Here is a 16532-nt window from a genome sequence, read left to right as displayed (position 1 = left end):
TCATTGTTACACAGGGATACAATGCACGGAAAAATTGATATTTACAGGATACAAGAGCCATGCAGAATGACATCGTTGCCTGACGCAGTGAGCAGAAATTTTGTGGCAGGCATTGATTTCCGGGGCTAGACACAGCCTTTGCCAGTGAGAAAATAGAACCGGGATTTTACGCATTAAGAGAGAGAAAATCATGAATCACTTCAAACAGCGCTTATTGGTAATCGTGATTGCTGCCGGTTGCAGCATCAGTGCAGGGGCTATGGCTCAGTCAGTATCGGATCCCCGTCCGTCGCGTCCTCCGGTAGGAGAACCCGGAAAAACACCGGAACAGATGCGAGAAATGATGAAAGACCATCTGGCAAAGCATCAGGCAGAATTGCATGACACCCTGAAAATCACTGCGGCACAGGAACCTGCCTGGAAGACATTTGTTCAATCGATGACGCCAAAGACCATGCCTGTACCTGAAGATCCGAAGGCGATGGAAAAAATGACGACGCCGCAACGTATGGAAAAATCACTCGAAAGAATGAAAGAGCGTCAGATGCAGATGCAGGATCGTCTGGCCGCTGTGAAAGCTTTCTATGCCGTATTGACGCCCGAACAGCAGAAAGCGTTTGACGAAGCGCATCGGCGCATGCGCAAAGATGCACAGCAGAATATGGCAAACCAAATGCAGAAAAAAGACCAGATGCCCGGTATGATGGACAGACCACCGATGGATAAACCCGACACCCCGCATCATTGAACTGACACCGGTTCCCCTCACTTTCAGGGCGCTTAAACCGTGCCCTTTTTTTCGTCCTTCGTCGATGATTGGTGTGCCTGTATCCATGCCGCCAGCGCTTCTTCCGGCATCGGATGGGCAATGAAAAATCCCTGGCCTTGCTCGCAGCCCATGTGCAACAGGGTGTCCCAGTGATGACGGGTTTCTATGCCTTCGGCAATGACTTGCAGACCCAGTTTCTGGCCCAACTGCTGAATCAGTTCAGCGATTTTCGGCCCATCCGGCGTGTCGATCTGCCGCACAAAAGCGCGGTCAATTTTCAGTTTGTTGACAGGCAGTTTTTCGAGGTAACTCAGCGACGAAAATCCGGTGCCGAAATCGTCAATCGCAATATTTACCCCCATTTGTCGCAGTGTATGCAGGTGCTGCTCGAATATCCTTGACCCTTCCATCGTGACGGATTCGGTCATTTCCAGTTCCAGATTGTGCGGCGATAATCCACTGTCTTCCAGCGCCTGACGTACATGGTTGACGAAGTCATCTTGACGGAACTGGACTACCGATACATTGACCGCCATGGTGTCCAGAGCGATACCCATTTGCTGCAGGCGTCGCATGGCAAAGCAGGCGGTACGAATGACCCACGCTCCGAGGCTCACGATCAGGCCGGAGTATTCTGCCAGCGGAATAAATTCGTTCGGCGGCATCAGTTCGCCATTGTCGATACGCCAGCGTATCAGCGCTTCCAGCCCGGTCAGCCTGCCGCTGCGCAGGTCGAGTTGCGGTTGATACATCAGGAACAGACGTCCGGCATCAAATGCCTTATGCAGATGCTGCATCAGCGTTGCACGTTCCCGGATCTCGATTCCCATCTGGCGGCTAAACAGCGTGTGAGTGCCGCGCTGGATTGTCTTACTGCGCTTGAGCGCAATGCGGGCATCTTTGAGGGCTTCGGCGCCATCACCTTCATAGCCGTCGAGCGCCACCATTCCGATCGACGATGAAACCGCATGGGTTGTTTCTTCAAAGCTGAACGGGGTGGCGAACAATGCTTTGAGCCTCTCCGGGAGCAATTGTTGTTCTTCGCCGAGCAGGCCAAAAACATCACCGGAAATGCGCGCCAGAAAAATATTCTGTCCCAGTTGCTGACGCAGGCGGTCTGCCACTGCTTTCAATAGCAGATCGCCGTAATGATGACCGAGTACGTCGTTCATTTCAGCAAAATCATCAATATCAATCAGCGCCAGCATCTGATGCGGGCTTTTCTGATAGATACAGACATTGATTTCCTCGATGAATCTGACGCGGTTCGGCAGGCTTAGCAGTTGATCGCGGTAAGCGTGATTCTTGAGCTGATTTACCAGATTCAGATTGTCGAGGCAGACGCCGATGTTGGAACAGAACACTTCCAGCAAATTCCGGTTGATCTCGCTGAGCGCATAAGGCAGATCAATATAAGCAGCCAGCGGGCGCTTGTCCCGGCCGGAAAAATACAGGGTCATGCTGTATTCCGTGAACAGCGGCTCGTGTCGTGTGAGCACGTAGTGCAATGCATCGCGGATACCGGGATGCGCAATGTCGTGAATACTGCAATTCATCAGATGACTGTATTGTCCGGCGGAGGCGACCACATTGAATTGCTGAATCCGGTTTTCCTCTTCCGGCTCCCCTTGTGCGCATAACAGGCCTTCCGGCGGGACGCCGCACAATGCCGCAATCTGAGTGATGACGCCGGCTGCGAAAGCCTGAACCCCATGATCAAAGGCGAAGGTCGCACTCGATTCGATGATTTGTTGCAGGCCGCGCCGGCTGGCATCGATCATCCGGATCTGTTCATACGAACGAATAGCTGCTGTCAGCGAGGTCAGTAATTTTTTACGGGTTAGTTCGCTCTTGGTCTTGTAATCATTGATGTCATAGTCGCGGATGGCGTCTTCTTCAGGAGCATAGCCGGGTTGCCCGGTGCGTAAAATAATCCGGGTGTCGTGCCATTTCAATTCATCCCGGATGTAACTGACCAGTTCCAGTCCGGCCTGCTCGGTCTCCATGAGGACATCCAGCAGAATCACGGCGATATCGGATTCAGTGGAAAAGACACGACGGGTTTCTTCTTTGGAATAGGTATGAATGAATTTCAGCGGGCGTTGCAGGATGTGTGAAAACTGCAGCGCAAGACAGGTAGTTTTGTGGACGTCTTCGTCGTCATCGACGATGGCGATTTTCCAGTAGCGCTCTTGCAGCGGCGGCGCATGAGCGTGGGTATCTTCCTCAATGAACAGCGCCTCATCGTTGTCATCAGACATGCCGCCTCCGGTTGGATGATCCTGCAGGGAAATCGCGTTGGAGTATAACCCAGACTGTCAGCGTGTTCCAGCCTGGGAAAAACGTCGTGCGGCATCCATGCCCAGACCGCTGCCAATGCTGCCGAACAGATCTCCTTCCACCTGGCGGGCGTGAGGAATCACGTTGGCGATCTGCTGGCGCAGACCGCGCACTCCGCTGGAGCCGCCGGTGAAAAAGATCGTATCAATCTGTTCCGCAGCGACGCCGGCTTGCTGCATGACATGGATGACTGCTGCTGCGATGCTCTGGCTCAGATGGGCAATTGCTGATTCCAGCCCGGCCTGATCCAATGCCAGCGTGCAGGCGGGGGCCGGTGTTTTGCTGCGCAGCCGTTCCAGCGGCAGCAGGATATCTGGCTGACTCGACAGCAGAATTTTGGCTTCTTCGGATTTGATTGCCAGCCAGTGACCATCGCGGTCTTCTACCAGGTGCAGCAGACGTTCAAATTTCTGCCGCAATTCCGGACTTTGAATATCACGGTAGACTTCTTGCAGCTCGCGCCATACTTTTTGCGTATAGGCCAGATTAATGGTGTGCCAGGTGGCCAGATTGAAATAATAGCTGGACGGGACATCCACGCCGGTAGACAGTTGTCCGCCCATGCCCAACAGCGGCATGACGTGTGCGAGACTCAGGTATTTGTCAAAATCAGTTCCACCGATATGAACGCCGCCATTACCCAGAATATCGTCGCGCCGGTCAGTCAGATGCGCTCTTTGCGGCGACAGGCGTACTAGTGAAAAATCCGATGTGCCGCCGCCGATATCGGCAATCAGCACCAGTTCTTCGCGCTCAATCCGTGATTCATAATCAAACGCAGCAGCGATCGGTTCAAACTGAAAATGAATTTCCCGGAAACCCACTGACTGCGCAATTTCCTGCAGGGTGTCCTGCGCCTGCCGGTCGGCTTGCGGGTTATCATCAACAAAAAAGACCGGGCGCCCGAATACTGCCTGCGAAAAGGAACGGCCTGCCGACTGCTCGGCGCGGCGCTTCAGTTCGCCGATAAACCGTGACAGCAATTCGCGGAACGGCAGAGCCTTGCCCCCCACCTCCGTCTGGCCATCAATCAGGCTGGTGCCGAGCAGGCTTTTCATCGACCGCATCAGCCGCCCTTCATAGCCTGCCAGATAATCGGCCAGTGCTGCGCGACCATAGCTGATCTGGTGATCTTCCGCATTGAAAAAAACCACCGACGGCAACGTCAGCTTATCCTGCTCCAGCGCCAGCAGCCCGGTGCGTCCGGCATGCTGCCAGCCGACGGTTGAATTTGAGGTGCCAAAATCTACTCCACAAGCCTGTGACATGAAACTTCCTGATAGCGAATACGTCTCCCGGTGCAAGAGGGCATGACGGTTAACGGTGGTGGCGGAATCCGGGGTGCGGTTTGCTGTTACTGATGCGCTGCGCGCTACACCGGTTCCGTTTACGAAGTCGCTTTATCGCCGCAGCGCACGACCAGCAACTGATCAATCCGGTAATGATCGATATCGACGACCTCAAACTTGTAATCCCCGACCATCACAAAATCGGTGCGTTTCGGGATTTTTTTGAGCATCGTCATCATAAAACCCGCAATGGTCTCATAGCTGCCCTGTTCCGGCAAGGCATCGATTTCCAGCGCCCGGCACACGTCCTCAATCGTGGTGGCGCCGTCTATCAGCCAGGAATCGGCATCGCGCCGGACGATCTGGTCTTCCAGGAAAGGATGCACCAGATTACCCATCAGCGTGCTGAGGACATCGTTGAGTGTGATGACGCCGACCACCAGCGCATACTCGTTGAGGATGACGGCAAAGTCTTCCCGCGTGCCTTTGAATTGCTCCAGCATTTCGGACAAGGTCAGCGAATCGGGCACTGCGAGTGCGGTGCGAATGGATAATTCCTGGACTTTAGAAAATGCCTGATTGGTCAGAACCCGTTTCAGGATGTCTTTGGATTCGACGTAGCCGACGACGTGATCAATGTGGCCATCGCAGACCAGGAATTTGGTGTGCGGATGATCGGCAATTTTTTGCCGGATCGTGACATCGCTGTCTTGCAGGGTGAAGTAGACGATGCTGTCGCGCTGCGACATGGCGCTCGGCACCGTGCGGCTTTCGAGTTCAAACACATTGCCGATCATGTGATGTTCCCGTGCCTGCAGGACACCGGCTTCTGCACCGGCATCCACCATCGCATAGATTTCATCGGACGTGATCTGCTCATCGCGTTCGGTCGGCAGGTGCAGTGCGCGGGACAGCAGCTCTGACAAGCCGTTAAACAGCCAGACCAGCGGCTTGAACAGACGCACACACCATTGCATCGGCGTGACGACCAGCATTGCCACTTTTTCCGGCGCAATCATCGCGAGTTTCTTCGGCATCAGATCCGCAAACAGAATGAACAGCGAGGTAACGAACAGGAAAGAACCGAGAAAGCCGGCGCTGTCTATCCATGCGTCGTTGCCGAACAGTGAATGCAGCACGCCGGCGAAATACGGGGTTAATGCCTGTTCGCCCAGAATGCCGCCGAGAATCGCGACCGCATTCAGGCCGATCTGTACCACGGTAAAAAAATGCCCCGGATCCTGCTGCAGTTCGAGCACCCGCGCTGCGCGGCTTTCTCCTTCTGCTTCCAGCACCTGCAGTTTGACTTTACGCGCCGCTGCCAGCGAGATTTCTGCCATCGAGAAAAAAGCGCTGCAGGCAACCAGAATGGCAATCACCAGAAAGTGATCAAACAGAGCCATGTTCACTCCTCAGTTCTTCAGATGTCATGCATCATATACCATGCAGGTATCCGCAAAATGACACGAGCGCTGCTGCCTTGCCGGATTCGGCAGACAATAAAAAAAAGGCAGACACTTTGTGTCCGCCTGTTGGGAAAAGCTGGCTGTGCCGGTGATGGCTTACAGATGTTTCTGGGTTGCGATCATATGTTCATAATCGGTTTCATCGTCTTGTGCGACCTGATTCAGACCGTCGCTGAGCTTGCGCATATCCACATCGTTACCCCATTTCGCCACGATGATGGTGGCGACGCCGTTACCGACCAGGTTGGTCAGCGCACGGGCTTCGGACATGAAGCGGTCGATTCCCAGAATCAGGGCAAGGCCGGCAACCGGAATGCCGCCAACTGCGGACAGTGTTGCTGCCAGCACGATGAAGCCGCTGCCGGTAATGCCCGCCGCCCCTTTGGAAGTCAGCAGCAGCACGGCCAGCAGGGTGATCTGTTGCATCAGGCTCATCGGGGTATCTGTTGCCTGCGCAATGAATACCGCGGCCATGGTCAGATAAATCGAGGTGCCGTCGAGGTTGAACGAATAACCGGTCGGGATCACGAGGCCGACTACCGATTTTTTCACGCCCAGTTTTTCCAGTTTTGCCATGATGCCCGGCAATGCGGATTCGGAAGAGGAGGTACCGAGTACGATCAGTAATTCTTCCTTGATGTATTTCACAAATTTCCAGACGCTGAAGCCGTGGAATCTGGCGATCACACCCAGCACGACAAAGATAAAAATCAGGCAGGTCAGGTAAAACGTCATCATCAGATAACCCAGCGAGAGCAGCGAACTGACGCCGAATTTACCGATCGTGAATGCCATCGCGCCGAATGCGCCGATCGGGGCGGCTTTCATGATGTAACCGACGATCACGAACAGAACATGGGAGAACTTTTCAACAAAATCGAAAATCAGTGTGCCGCGCCCGCCGAAACGGTGCAGGGCAAAGCCGAAGAACACGGCGATCAGCAGAACCTGCAGGATTTCACCCTTGGCAAACGCGTCCAGGAAAGTGCTGGGGATGATCGACATCACGAAGTCAGTCACAGTTTGCATTTTACCCGGGCCGGTATAGGCGGCGATGCCCTTGGTATCCAGGCTGTGCACATCGATATGCATACCGGCGCCAGGTTGCAGAACATTCACGATGAGCAGGCCGACGATCAGTGCGAGGGTGCTGACAACTTCAAAATACAGCAGAGCCATACCGCCGGTTTTACCGACTTTTTTCATGTCTTCCATGCCTGCGATACCGACCACGACGGTACAGAAGATAATCGGGGCAATCATCATTTTGATGAGTTTGATGAAGCCATCACCCAGCGGTTTCATGGCAGCGCCGGTGTCGGGATAAAAGTGACCGAGCAGAACGCCGATCACGATGGCAGAGATCACCTGAAAATACAGGGATTTATAAATAGGTTGCGAACGCATACTGAGTCTCCGGTGTGAGTGATCATGCCACAGATCGGAACGCAGATATGTGACAGCCCTACGGATATATTTCCGTGGATGGGCGCATTATCGAAAATGCGTCAGACAGCGGCAATTGTGGCTTTCCACACGTTAAGCAAATTGTTGTCAGATTGTTGTGATTCAGGCGGCGGCAGATTGGGTGGAATCCCTGGTTTCCAGGATGATTTTGCCCAGTGTCCGCAGGGCGGAGTCGAGTCCGTCAGAATAGCGGGTGCCGCAATTTAGTCGTAAAAAATGGTTAAAACGATTTGAATTGGAATACAACAGACCGGGCGAGATCAGGATGTTTTTTTGCAACGCAGACTCAAAAACGGCTTTCGATGAGACCTGCTCCGGCATTTCGACCCAGACCGAGACGCCGCCATCCGGCACCGTCAGGCGTGTTCCCTCCGGAAAATAAGTGGCAATCGCTTCGGCCATCTGCTCTCTCTGCGCGCTCAGGGTGGCCCGCAGTTTGCGCAGGTGCCGGTCGTAATTGCTCGATTGCATAAAGGTAGCGACGATCAGCTGCGAGAGTTCTTCGTTATAGCGGGTCTGTGCATACTTGAACATATTCACCCGTGCCTGCCAGCGCCCCGCCAGCATCCAGCCGATGCGCAGACCGGGCGCCAGCACTTTGTGCAGGGAAGCGCAATAAATCACATTACCGGTATGGTCCCAGTGTTTTGCCGCGGTCGGGATGCGGTCGTTGTTGGCAAGCGCGCTGTACGAGTCATCCTCAATCAGCGGGATTTGCCGGGCTTCGCATAGCCTGACCAGCTTTTGCTTGTGGCTGTCCGGCATGATGCTGCCGAGCGGATTTTGCAGATGCGGCACCACCACCACGGCTTTGATATTGTCATAGGTCTGCATGGCCAGCTCCAGCGCTTCCAGAGAGATGCCGGTGCTGGGGCTGGTCGGGATTTCCAGCGCTTTCATGCCCAGGCTTTCCAGTACCTGCAGCAAACCGTAAAACGTCGGCGATTCAACTGCGATGATGTCCCCGGCATGGGCGACGGCGCGCAGCGCCAGGTTCAGCGCTTCAATGCAGCCATGCGTGATGGTGATTTCCTCGGTGGAGGTGCTGATTCCTGTATCCAGCGCCCGTTTTGCCAGTGTTGCCTTTAATTCGCGGTTGCCACCGGGCGAAATTGCCTTGGTCAGCAGGTAGGGATGCTGGCGCAGCAGGCTGCTGGCCAGCTGGCGCAATTGCTGGTGCGGATACAGTTCCGGTGCGCCGGTTGCGCGCGCCAGGTTGATGCGTACTGGCCGCTGGCCCTGCGCGATGATGGCGGATACCCGCTCGTGGATGCCGACAAACTGCGCCGGATCGATCATGGTAGCTGGTCGCGGCTCGGACGTCGGCGCCAGCCGGATGCGGCGCGGCTGGCGTACGAAATACCCGGAACGCGGACGCGCTTCCAGCCAGCCTTCGGCTTCCAGATGGCGGCACATCTGCAGGGCAGTCGACAGACTGACGGCGTGATTCTGCATCAGTTTGCGTACAGATGGCATACGGTCGCCGGTGGTCAGCGTTCCGGCACGGATGGCGCTCAGATAATAATCGGCAAGCTGGCGATAGAGAGGCGTGGTGTGCATGAACAGATGATCCATCCTTGAGCGCGGGCAACAAAGATACAGTTTCAGTAAATTTTGATAATAACAGCTTTAAAAAAAACACTGTGATGCGATACAGATAGTGTTTTTCTGTCCCTGTTATCTAAGGCAGTCTCTGTTTACGCTGTGGTTTTCCATGCAACGGGCATTTTGCGCCAGTTGCCCAACGCAGCAGACAGGAGTCATCATGCATATCACGACGTTACGGGCGCAGCAGAGGTTACATTTCTATGCCAGCCAAGGCAGCCGCCTTCATTTAAGTACAGGTCAGGTGACAGTGAGCGAAAGCCGTGATTTGGAGGGGCTCCGCTTTGATGTGGCGTTACCGCTGCAAGAAGGGGGGATTTATACGGTTCCCCATTCTGGCTGGCTGTTGCTGACGGCTTGCCGGTCAAGTGAATTGCTATATGAAGCACCGCCGGCAGAACAGGGGGCGCTGATACGTCTGGATGCCGCATGGCTGGTGTGGCTGCGTACGCAATGGCGGATGCTCAGTCGAAAAATTCTTTCATCATGAATGCTTCCAGCTCGGCGCTGTCCTGCGGCCGCGCTGACAGGGTGATCACGCGGCCAAGGCGGCGTGATTCCCAGCTGAAATCACCCTGATAATGGGTTCGTATCAATTCAACCATGCGCCGGACAATGGCGAGTTCGACATTGCCACCCAGACCTGCATCGACTTCAATGACCTGCTTCCAGCTGCTATTGGAGTTTGGCCGCCAGCCGCGGAAGGAAAAACTGCCCATGCGCGTGCTTTTGCTGAGAATCTGGAAGACTCCGCCAGTGCCTTCCCGGCCGGCGGCACGCTGCATACTGTGTCGTACATTCGCCTCGGCCACTTCCTGCGGCGTCATGCCGCGTCCGGTCTGGTTGGCAGCCTGATTCGCTTCTTCCTGCGCCCGCCGGCGTTCACGGGCAGCATTGAGCATGCTCATCATGTCTTGTGCCGGCGGTGTTTCAACAATCGGTGCGGGGGGCGTCACCGTGGTCTGGGCGGTGATGACGGGAGCGGTTTGTTGCGGGGTCGGCGGGGTGATCGATTTTTTGGTATGCGGGATCACCGGTGGCTTCGGTGCGGATTTTTTCGGTTCCGGCGGGGTCATTTTAGCGATGGCCGTTTTATCCAGAATCAGCACCATCGGCGTCTGCGAGGCGGCATCGTCACCTTGTTTCTGCTTCTTGAGCGGATGCATATTGAGCAGAAAATACAGCAGCAGCGCATGAATCAGCAAAACAACCACTATTCCGGTGATGCTGGCAGGGCGGAACCGGATGTGCAGATGAATTTCACCGGGTTCTGTCACCTCATTGCCGGGTGCTTCGATACTCAACTTCATGGATAGTGGTCAGGAATGCCTGTATGACGAGTTCGCAAGGATAACCGAATCTCAGTCGGTCACTGTAACAAAGATTGAAGATTTTCCATTGTCAGGCTGATCAAATTCGGTTTTCTTTAAGAAAAATGTAACAAGAGTTAACCTGAAAGCAGCTTCGAAAACTGATTTCTCCTCTGGGACGCCGGTTTTCTTTAAAAGTTCTTTCCAAACTCCATCGAGTCCACCCTACATTTTTACAAAAGTGTATAGGTAATTTTCTGAAATTCCTCTAAGCTAGCTCAAGTTTGACTCCTGCTGCCGAATGGCAACGCTGCTGATTGGGTATTGAAAGAAGGGAAGATCCATGCTGGACGAGAATAATGATGTGGTGGCGGTAACGTCCGCCGGTACGACGCCGGTTGCAGAAGGTTTTACCGCTAGAATGCCACTTGTCGCTGCGGCGGCCAGTGCCGCTTTGCTGAGTGCTTGTGGCGGAGGAGGCGGAGGCGGTTCGCAGAGCCCCACCCCGCCGGACAATACTCCGCCGGCGAATACGGGTGGAGGTGTAATTTCTGCTCAGCAGGCATCACGTTTTCTGATGCAGGCTTCAATGGGCGCCACGCACGACCAGATTACGCGGGTGCAGGCCTTAGGGTATGCCGGCTGGATTGATGAGCAGATGGCGCTGCCTTTGTCCATGAGCTGCTGGGACTGGCTGATGGCAAAAGGGTATAACGCAGCAACGAACATGAATACCGAGAACGGTTTTGACTCGGCGATCTGGCGTAAATTGATTTACTCAACAGATACCCTGCGCCAGCGCGTCACGTTGGCTTTGTCTGAAATTTTCGTCGTCAGTATCGATGGTCTGGTCGGTGCCGGCTGGCGGGCTTTTTCTGCTGCCGCTTACGTGGATTTGCTGGCAGCCAATTGTTTCGGCAATTACCGCAAACTGCTGGAGACGATCTCTACCAGTGCTCCGATGGGGCAATATCTGACATTTCGCGGCAATCTGAAATATGATCCGAAAACCGGTGCCTTGCCGGATGAGAATTATGCACGTGAAATCATGCAGTTGTTTTCCATCGGGCTGCTGAAACTGAATGCCGATGGGACGCCTGCGCTGGCAAATGGCGCGCCGCAGGAAACTTACGGCTTGAATGATATTACCGGACTGGCCAGAGTTTTTACTGGCTGGGATTTTGACCTGACAGTCAGCAAAACGGATACGCCGGATTTCTTGCGCCGTCCGATGATTCAGATTGCGGCCCGTCACGAAACCGGCGCTTCGACTTTTCTCGGCAATACCGTGCCTGCTGGCCTGACGGGTGAGCAAAGCCTGAAAGCAGCGCTGGACATTATTTTTGCACATCCGAATGTTGCGCCGTTTATCAGCCGTCAACTGATCCAACGCCTGGTGACCAGCAATCCTTCCCCCGCTTACGTGCAGCGCATCAGTGCGATATTTCTGAACGATGGTCAAGGTGTCAAGGGGTCTCTCGGTGCAGTGATCAAAGCCATTTTGCTCGACGATGAGGCAAGAAATACGTCAATTGCCAGCAGTCCGCAGTTTGGCAAATTGCGTGAGCCGGTGTTGCGTTTTACGAATTGGGCCAGAGCCTACAACATCAGCTCTGCCAGCGACCTGTGGAATATCGGCAATACCAGCGATACCGCCAGTCGCCTGGGACAGAGTCCTTTGCGTTCACCTTCAGTATTTAATTTTTTCCGGCCCGGTTATGTGCCGCCGAATACGGCGATTGCCGCTGCGACACTGGTTGCGCCGGAATTTCAGATTACCAATGAATCGACGGTAGTGGGTTATGTGAATTTTATGCAACGTATCGTCAGCCAGGGGAATTCTGATCTGGTGCCGGATTACAGCAGCCTGCTGCCGCTGGCAGAAAATGAGCGGACACTGTTGAATGAAATCAATCTGGTGCTGGCAGCTGGCCAGCTTAGCGATGCAACTTTGTCCCAGTTGAGTACAGCGATCAGCAGTATGCCAGTGGGAACCGATGCGAAACGTTACAACCGAATCTATGCAGCCCTGACGCTGGTACTGGCGTCCCCGGAATTTATCGTTCAGAAGTGAGACAACTATGCGCAACCCAGATTCGATGAATGCTTCCCGCCGTGCTTTCCTGCAACGTGCTTCTGCTTTGTCCGTCGCCGGCATCGCCACGCCCTGGGCGGTGAATCTGGCAGCCATGTCGGAGGCTGCAGCGGCTACGGCCAGCGATTACAAGGCGATGGTCTGCGTGTTTCTGTATGGCGGCAATGACTACGGCAACACGCTGATTCCCTATGATACCAGCGGCTATAACGCCTACTACCAGTTGCGTCCCACGCTGGGTTACAGCCGTGATGCTGTGACGGCGACCGCATTGACCGCTTTGTCTGATCCGGCCGATAGTGCCGGATTTCGCCACCAATATGCGCTGGCGCCGAATCTGGCGCCGCTGGTGCCACTGTTTCAGTCAGGAAAAATGGGGATCGTGCTGAATGTCGGTACATTGGTGCAGCCGACCAGCAAGCTGCAATACATGAATAAAAGTGTGCCATTACCGCCCAAGCTGTTTTCACACAATGACCAGCAATCGGTCTGGCAATCCAGTTCGCCGGAAGGCGCACGGACCGGTTGGGGCGGGCGTATTGGTGACCTGTTTCAGGCGGGAAATACCCACTCGACATTTACCTGCGTCAATGTGTCCGGTAATGCCGTTTATTTGTCAGGTAACACTGCCGTGCAATACCAGGTATCAACAAATGGTTCTGTTCCTTTGAGCGGACTGCAGACACCCTTATTTGGTTCGGCGACCTGTTCAGCAGCCCTGCAGGCGCTGGTCACGCAAAGCCGCACGCATATGCTGGAAAACGAATACAACCGCATCAGCCAGCGGGCGATTGATGCCAACGTCGTACTGTCCGGAGCACTGGCGGCAGCACCGGTCTTGCAGACTGCTTTCCCTGCTAAAAATGGATTGGCGGATCAGCTCAAACTGGTTGCGCGCATGATTTCCGTAGCCGGGACGCTGGGTACAAAGCGGCAGGTATTTTTTGTTTCTATCGGCGGTTTTGATACGCACGATGGTTTGCTGACTGTGCATCCGAACCTGATGAAAACGCTGGGTGATGCTTTATCGTCTTTTTATCAGGCGACTGTTGAATTGGGCGTGGCGAATCAGGTAACGACATTCACAGCCTCTGATTTTGGCCGCACCCTGAGTGGGAATAATGATGGCTCCGATCACGGCTGGGGCAGCATGCATTTCGTGCTGGGCGGCGCAGTGAACGGCCAGCGCTATTTCGGTACCCCGCCGATTATTGCCTCGAATGGTCCGGATGATGTGGGGCAGGGAAGATTGCTGCCGACGACTTCCGTCGATCAGTATGCAGCGACGCTGGGAAAATGGTTTGGCGTGTCAGACAGCGACCTGCTTATGCTGTTGCCGAATCTGGTGAATTACAACGCCGGCAGCCGCAATCTGGGTTTTGTCTGATCAGCAGGTCAGACCAGTCCGAACCAGCCGAGCACGGCACCCAGCGCCAGCAGCCACAGCAGATGCAGCCGCGTGCGCCATACTACCAGCGCGCACAAGGCCGACAGCAGCCACAGCGGCCAGTCGCGCTGCGCTATTTGCTGAGCGCTGGTCATGATCCAGCCGGTTGCCAGCAACAGGCCAATCACAATCGGTGCCATGCCGAGTTTGAAACTGCGTACTGCGCGTAATTCCCGGTTTTTATGCCCCCAGCGCGCCGCTGTATAGGTCAGGGTGGTGCTGGGCAGCAGGATACCGGTCATCGTGACCAGCACCCCGAACAGCCCCATCCACATGCTGCCGGTATTGATGCCGACATTCCAGCCCATCAAGGCGATGAACAACACGTTCGGTCCCGGTGCTGCCTGCGCTATCGCCACGGAAGCGTTGAATTGCGCATCCGTCAGCCAGTGCTGATGATCGACCAGATAACGGTGCATATCGGGCATAGCCGATATTGCGCCACCGACCGACAGCAGCGACAACATCAGATAATGCAGCCATAGATCGAACCACTCTGCGCCACTCATGGAAATGTGCAGTAAATGCGGTGCGGAAGTCATCATTTCAGTTTCCTGTAGACCAGAAATCCGCTGAGGAAACCCAGTCCGGGCAGTACATACACCAGCGGCAGGCGGAATAAGCCTACGCAGATAAAGCACAACAGACTAAACAGCAGCGCCAGCCGGCGTCCCAGAGGATGGTTGTTGAGCGCCGGGATTAATTTCAGACCGGTCGCAAAAATCAGCCCCGATGTGACCGCACTCATGCCGCGTAACGCCCCCGTGACGCCAGGATGCTGCGCGTATTGGGCATACACCAGCGCCAGCAGCAAGACGATCAGCATGGGTACCAGCAGCATGCCAGCCAATGCGGCGATGGCACCGGGCAGGCCGAAATAACGGCTGCCGACCATCATCGACAGATTCATGACATTCGGACCCGGCATGATTTGCGCCACGGCCCAGTCTTCGACGAATTCTTCCGGCGTCAGCCAGCGTTTGCGTTCCACGATCTCACGCTGGACAATCGCCAGCACGCCGCCGAAACCTTGCAAGGCAAGCAGGGTGAAAGAAAAAAACAGATCCGCCAGAGAAGCGGGTTGCGGGTGGGGTTCGGTCGGTTCGCTGGACATCGTTAGCTGTGAAATGGTGCCGGAGCCCTGATTGTAATGCGGCGTTGGCGGTTGTGCTGACAATCGCCTGTTTTCAGTCCTGTGCGCGGCGGCGCGCGCGGATGCGGGCGCGCCACTCGCCCAGCACGGTCAGCGCCCCCTGAAATTCCCGTTCAATCAGGTCTGCCTCGGCGTCCGTGATAATGCCGTCGAGCAAAGCGGTAGAGACCGCTTCTGCCACATCGCCGACCTGGCTCATGACCCGGCATACGGTTTGCGACAGATCGTCTTCACGCACTTCGGTTGGTTCCGGGACGACAAACGCTGCCAGTCCGTGTCTGCCGAGCAGCGCGTGCAAAGGCAGATGGGCTTCTTTGACACCTGCTGCATGGCAGTGCTCAATGATCAGTGACAGCTCTTCAAAAGACGGGTAATGGGTTTCAATACCCGGCGCCAGTTTATTTCTCAGGACATTGACCGACATATCCAGACGGGCTGCCAGCGCTTCCAGTCCGCCGGGGTAGGCACGGGCAACCTTATACAGCGCATCGTGCTGGTTCATATCGGAATATTTGCGGGTCATAAAAATAGCTGAAAAAAATAGACTCAAAAATCAACGGAGAAATCACACTGGAAAACGTATCAGGGCAGACGGGTACGCTGATCCAGGCAAGTCAGCCAATGGTCTGCGCCACCCGCTTCGCTGATCACCTGCGCAAAGCCGGTCACGGTGCGGGCAGCGCGTTCCAGCAGCTGGATATCCGCTTCATGCTGGCGCGCCACATGCGGGTCTTCCAAAAAGAGAATGCGACGGATTGCGCGTTCCAGCACCAGCTCGGCAAGCTGGGCATCACCACCCAGCGGACCGGACAGAAAAGGTCTGACCCAGTTGCGACCGGCTTGCTCGCCTTTGATTTTCTGTGCCAGCTGATTCAGTAATCCACCCGTGGTTCCAGTGGCGTAGCGGTGCGCAAAACGGTCCAGCAGGGCAAAGTGTTTTTCAGCCAGCGTCAGCATTTTTTCTTTCATTGCATCATGCGCGATCAGGGCGATACCTTCGTGCTGTAAATCGAAGCTGGACTGCAGACTGGCATCGGCCATTGCACCACGCGAAATGGCCTCCAGTTCCAGCCACTCGCGGGCGCTGGCCAGTGTGGCCAGAAAGGGTTTTTTATGAATCACGCATTGCCGTTTCAGTGCGACGGCCTCAGGAAACACAGAAGAAGGATCGACCGGATCAATCAGATAAATCACGGCATCGACGGCACGCGCAGGATCAGTATCGACAACCCGCGACACCAGTTTCATCAGGCCACCTTCGCGGCCATAAGGAAAACGTTCGACATGCTGGCAGATATCCAGCAGGCCATGCGTTATCATGGCATCGAGTGTACGGCCGACGACCACAAATTCAGGCTGCAGAAAATGCAGCGCATGGCGTGCGCCGCTGATCAGTTGCACCAGGGCGGAATTTGCCGCATCCTGATGAGAGCGGTTGGCGATCAGGCCGATACGTAATTTTTTCACAGATGGCAGAGTCACAGTAAAATCCTGAAACGGTTGCAGATATCCGGCAGTGTAGCGGGACTTGTTTCTGCCGTCAGTAGTTTCCCTACATTTTGTTACTGAAACAGTCAGGACGGAAATATGC

At 54.9% G+C, this 16532-nt stretch carries 14 protein-coding genes; 4 read left to right on the top strand and 10 right to left on the bottom strand.

Going from position 1 to position 16532, the window contains the following annotated elements:
* Positions 1-190: 190 nt before the first annotated feature.
* Positions 191-748: a Spy/CpxP family protein refolding chaperone gene (locus HV832_RS07510; protein WP_176802959.1), complete on the top strand. Its 558-nt coding sequence runs from the start codon at positions 191-193 to the stop codon at positions 746-748.
* A 32-nt stretch (positions 749-780) separates the two neighbouring features.
* On the opposite strand, the gene HV832_RS07505 is transcribed toward HV832_RS07510, so the two are convergent.
* From HV832_RS07505 to HV832_RS07485, 5 genes are all read right to left on the bottom strand, one after another.
* On the bottom strand, positions 781-3030 hold the full coding sequence (locus HV832_RS07505; RefSeq protein ID WP_176802958.1) for a bifunctional diguanylate cyclase/phosphodiesterase: 2250 nt from the start codon (positions 3028-3030) through the stop codon (positions 781-783).
* 57 nt (positions 3031-3087) lie between these two features.
* Entirely contained in the window at positions 3088-4377 is a 1290-nt protein-coding gene (locus HV832_RS07500) for an Hsp70 family protein (protein WP_176802957.1), read from the bottom strand.
* 119 nt (positions 4378-4496) lie between these two features.
* Entirely contained in the window at positions 4497-5801 is a 1305-nt protein-coding gene (gene paeA / locus HV832_RS07495) for a polyamine export protein PaeA (RefSeq protein ID WP_218131986.1), read from the bottom strand.
* 159 nt (positions 5802-5960) lie between these two features.
* Complete coding sequence (locus HV832_RS07490; RefSeq protein WP_176802956.1) at positions 5961-7271, bottom strand: dicarboxylate/amino acid:cation symporter; 1311 nt, start codon at positions 7269-7271, stop codon at positions 5961-5963.
* Positions 7272-7433: 162 nt separating this feature from the next.
* Positions 7434-8891, bottom strand: coding sequence for an aminotransferase-like domain-containing protein (locus HV832_RS07485; protein WP_176802955.1), 1458 nt, complete (start codon positions 8889-8891; stop codon positions 7434-7436).
* 205 nt (positions 8892-9096) lie between these two features.
* On the opposite strand from HV832_RS07485, the gene HV832_RS07480 reads away from it, so the two are divergent.
* A complete protein-coding gene (locus HV832_RS07480) occupies positions 9097-9426 on the top strand; it encodes a hypothetical protein (protein WP_176802954.1) in 330 nt (109 codons plus the stop codon).
* Here HV832_RS07480 and HV832_RS07475 read toward each other — a convergent pair.
* The gene (locus tag HV832_RS07475) at positions 9401-10246 is read right to left on the bottom strand and encodes a hypothetical protein (protein WP_176802953.1); all 846 of its coding nucleotides are present in this window, start codon (positions 10244-10246) and stop codon (positions 9401-9403) included. The two genes, HV832_RS07480 and HV832_RS07475, sit on opposite strands and share 26 nt — an antisense overlap.
* Before the next feature lie 343 nt (positions 10247-10589).
* Here HV832_RS07475 and HV832_RS07470 point away from each other — a divergent pair, with 343 nt between their 5' ends.
* Together HV832_RS07470 and HV832_RS07465 are read left to right on the top strand one after the other, a co-directional pair.
* The gene (locus HV832_RS07470; RefSeq protein WP_223827165.1) at positions 10590-12320 is read left to right on the top strand and encodes a DUF1800 domain-containing protein; all 1731 of its coding nucleotides are present in this window, start codon (positions 10590-10592) and stop codon (positions 12318-12320) included.
* Between the two features lie 7 nt (positions 12321-12327).
* The gene (locus tag HV832_RS07465; RefSeq protein WP_176802952.1) at positions 12328-13728 is read left to right on the top strand and encodes a DUF1501 domain-containing protein; all 1401 of its coding nucleotides are present in this window, start codon (positions 12328-12330) and stop codon (positions 13726-13728) included.
* Between the two features lie 8 nt (positions 13729-13736).
* Here the strand turns inward: HV832_RS07465 and HV832_RS07460 are convergent, their stop codons facing one another.
* The 4 genes from HV832_RS07460 to HV832_RS07445 form a co-directional block, all read right to left on the bottom strand.
* On the bottom strand, positions 13737-14330 hold the full coding sequence (locus tag HV832_RS07460; protein WP_176803463.1) for a chromate transporter: 594 nt from the start codon (positions 14328-14330) through the stop codon (positions 13737-13739).
* Positions 14330-14902 (bottom strand): chromate transporter, encoded by a 573-nt coding sequence (locus HV832_RS07455; RefSeq protein ID WP_176803461.1) that lies wholly within the window; start codon positions 14900-14902, stop codon positions 14330-14332. The genes HV832_RS07460 and HV832_RS07455 overlap by 1 nt, the downstream gene beginning before the upstream one ends.
* 73 nt (positions 14903-14975) lie before the next feature.
* A complete protein-coding gene (locus HV832_RS07450; RefSeq protein WP_176802951.1) occupies positions 14976-15464 on the bottom strand; it encodes a phage regulatory CII family protein in 489 nt (162 codons plus the stop codon).
* 59 nt (positions 15465-15523) lie between these two features.
* A complete protein-coding gene (locus tag HV832_RS07445; RefSeq protein WP_176803459.1) occupies positions 15524-16417 on the bottom strand; it encodes a methylglyoxal synthase in 894 nt (297 codons plus the stop codon).
* Positions 16418-16532 lie beyond the last annotated feature (115 nt).

It is taken from the genome of Cognatundibacterium oligocarboniphilum, from assembly GCF_013377855.1.
Lineage (GTDB): Bacteria > Pseudomonadota > Gammaproteobacteria > Burkholderiales > Burkholderiaceae_D > Undibacterium > Undibacterium oligocarboniphilum.
The sequence above is the reverse complement of the archived record's forward strand: the minus strand, read 5'-3'. Positions and strand labels throughout refer to the sequence as shown.